This window comes from Aliidiomarina celeris (assembly GCF_003316875.1).
Lineage (GTDB): Bacteria > Pseudomonadota > Gammaproteobacteria > Enterobacterales > Alteromonadaceae > Aliidiomarina > Aliidiomarina celeris.
This window is the reverse complement of sequence record NZ_QMIL01000010.1, coordinates 1-3172: the sequence shown is the minus strand read 5'-3', so window position 1 is coordinate 3172 and position 3172 is coordinate 1. Positions and strand designations below refer to the sequence as shown.

General features: G+C 51.2%; 2 rRNA genes. Both read right to left on the bottom strand.

Annotated features, from left to right (window positions below):
* Positions 1 to 7 precede the first annotated feature (7 nt).
* A 5S ribosomal RNA gene (rrf, locus tag DQW12_RS13245) occupies positions 8 to 123 on the bottom strand.
* Between the two features lie 152 nt (positions 124 to 275).
* Positions 276 to 3165, bottom strand: a 23S ribosomal RNA gene (locus DQW12_RS13240).
* Positions 3166 to 3172: the final 7 nt, after the last annotated feature.

Genomic DNA, 3172 nt, shown 5'->3' with positions numbered 1-3172 from the left:
TTTGGATGCCTGGCGGTGTCCTACTCTCACATGGGGAGGCCCCACACTACCATCGGCGCTGACATGTTTCACTTCTGAGTTCGGAATGGATTCAGGTGGTTCCACGTCGCTATGGCCGCCAGACAAATTCTGTATAATTTAAACAAAGCTGATAAATCGAAGCTTGATGGTCGTACTGCATTGCAGTACCTACCGCCAAATATCTCACCCACCTGCTGCACTGCAGCACCTACATTGGTGTACGTATTCACGTCACAACACCCCTTCGGTGTTGTATGGTTAAGCCTCACGGGCAATTAGTACAGGTTAGCTCAACGCCTTACAGCGCTTCCACACCCTGCCTATCAACGTTGTAGTCTTCAACAACCCTTTAGAGCAATTACATGCTAGTGAGAACTCATCTCAAGGCTCGCTTCCCGCTTAGATGCTTTCAGCGGTTATCGATTCCGAACGTAGCTACCGGGCAGTGCCATTGGCATGACAACCCGAACACCAGCGGTTCGTTCACTCCGGTCCTCTCGTACTAGGAGCAACCCCTTTCAATTCTCAAACGCCCACGGCAGATAGGGACCGAACTGTCTCACGACGTTCTAAACCCAGCTCGCGTACCACTTTAAATGGCGAACAGCCATACCCTTGGGACCGACTTCAGCCCCAGGATGTGATGAGCCGACATCGAGGTGCCAAACACCGCCGTCGATATGAACTCTTGGGCGGTATCAGCCTGTTATCCCCGGAGTACCTTTTATCCGTTGAGCGATGGCCCTTCCATTCAGAACCACCGGATCACTAAGACCTGCTTTCGCACCTGCTCGACGTGTCTGTCTCGCAGTTAAGCTGGCTTATGCCTTTGCACTAACCGTACGATGTCCGACCGTACTTAGCCAACCTTCGTGCTCCTCCGTTACTCTTTGGGAGGAGACCGCCCCAGTCAAACTACCCACCAGACACTGTCCGCAATCCCGATAAGGGACCGACGTTAGAACATCAAACATACAAGGGTGGTATTTCAAGGGCGGCTCCACGCAAACTAGCGTTCACGCTTCAAAGCCTCCCACCTATCCTACACATGTAGGTTCAATGTTCAGTGCCAAGCTGTAGTAAAGGTTCACGGGGTCTTTCCGTCTAGCCGCGGGTACACTGCATCTTCACAGCGATTTCAATTTCACTGAGTCTCGGGTGGAGACAGCGTGGCCATGGTTACACCATTCGTGCAGGTCGGAACTTACCCGACAAGGAATTTCGCTACCTTAGGACCGTTATAGTTACGGCCGCCGTTTACCGGGGCTTCGATCAAGAGCTTCTCCGAAGATAACCCCATCAATTAACCTTCCGGCACCGGGCAGGTGTCACACCCTATACGTCCTCTTTCGAGTTTGCAGAGTGCTGTGTTTTTAATAAACAGTCCCAGCCACCTGGTCACTGCGACCCTCATCTGCTTACAGCGCGAGGCCTTCACAAATAAGGGCGTACCTTCTCCCGAAGTTACGGTACTATTTTGCCTAGTTCCTTCACCCGAGTTCTCTCAAGCGCCTTAGTATTCTCTACCTGACCACCTGTGTCGGTTTCGGGTACGGTTCTTTTATACCTGAAGCTTAGAGGATTTTCCTGGAAGCAGGGCATCAACAACTTCGCTCCCTTAGGAGCTCGTCTCGTGTCTCAGTCTTAAGAATCCGGATTTGCCTAAATTCTCAACCTACTCACTTTCACGCGGACTACCAACGCCGCGCTTGCCTAGCCTTCTCCGTCACCCCATCGCAGTATAAAAAAGTACAGGAATATTAACCTGTTTCCCATCGACTACGCATTTCTGCCTCGCCTTAGGGGCCGACTCACCCTACCCTGATTAGCATGGGATAGGAACCCTTGGTCTTCCGGCGTGGGAGTTTTTCACTCCCATTATCGTTACTCATGTCAGCATTCGCACTTCTGATACCTCCAGCAGACTTCTCAATCCACCTTCAACGGCTTACAGAACGCTCCCCTACCCCGCAAACACATAAATGCATTCGCAGCCGCAGCTTCGGTGCATGGTTTAGCCCCGTTACATCTTCCGCGCAGGCCGACTCGACTAGTGAGCTATTACGCTTTCTTTAAAGGGTGGCTGCTTCTAAGCCAACCTCCTAGCTGTCTATGCCTTCCCACATCGTTTCCCACTGAACCATGACTTCGGGACCTTAGCTGGCGGTCTGGGTTGTTTCCCTCTTCACGACGGACGTTAGCACCCGCCGTGTGTCTCCCGGATAGTACTCATTGGTATTCGGAGTTTGCATCGGGTTGGTAAGTCGGGATGACCCCCTAGCCGAAACAGTGCTCTACCCCCAATGGTATTCGTCCGAGGCTCTACCTAAATAGATTTCGGGGAGAACCAGCTATCTCCGGGCTTGATTAGCCTTTCACTCCGAGCCACAGGTCATCTCCTAATTTTTCAACATTAGTGAGTTCGGTCCTCCAGTTGATGTTACTCAACCTTCAACCTGCCCATGGCTAGATCGCCCGGTTTCGGGTCTACACCTTGCAACTACACGCCCAGTTAAGACTCGGTTTCCCTACGGCTACCCTATTCGGTTAACCTTGCTACAAAATGTAAGTCGCTGACCCATTATACAAAAGGTACGCAGTCACGGGACGAGCCCGCTCCTACTGCTTGTACGTACACGGTTTCAGGTTCTATTTCACTCCCCTCACAGGGGTTCTTTTCGCCTTTCCCTCACGGTACTGGTTCACTATCGGTCAGTTGGGAGTATTTAGCCTTGGAGGATGGTCCCCCCATATTCAGTCAAGATAACACGTGTCCCGACCTACTCGTTTTCACTTGATAACACACTTCGTGTACGGGGCTATCACCCTCTATCGCCACACTTTCCAGAGTGTTCCACTGCATCTTATCAAGCTTAAGGGCTAATCCGCGTTCGCTCGCCGCTACTAACGGAATCTCATTTGATTTCTTTTCCTAAGGGTACTTAGATGTTTCAGTTCCCCTCGTTCGCCTCCTTAACCTATGTATTCAGTTAAGGATAGTGAGTAAACTCACTGGGTTTCCCCATTCGGAAATCCTAGTCTCATGCGCCTCTTACTGGCTCAACTAGGCTTATCGCAAGTTAGTACGTCCTTCATCGCCTCCAACTGCCAAGGCATCCACCGTGTACGCTTAGTCACTTAACCATACAAC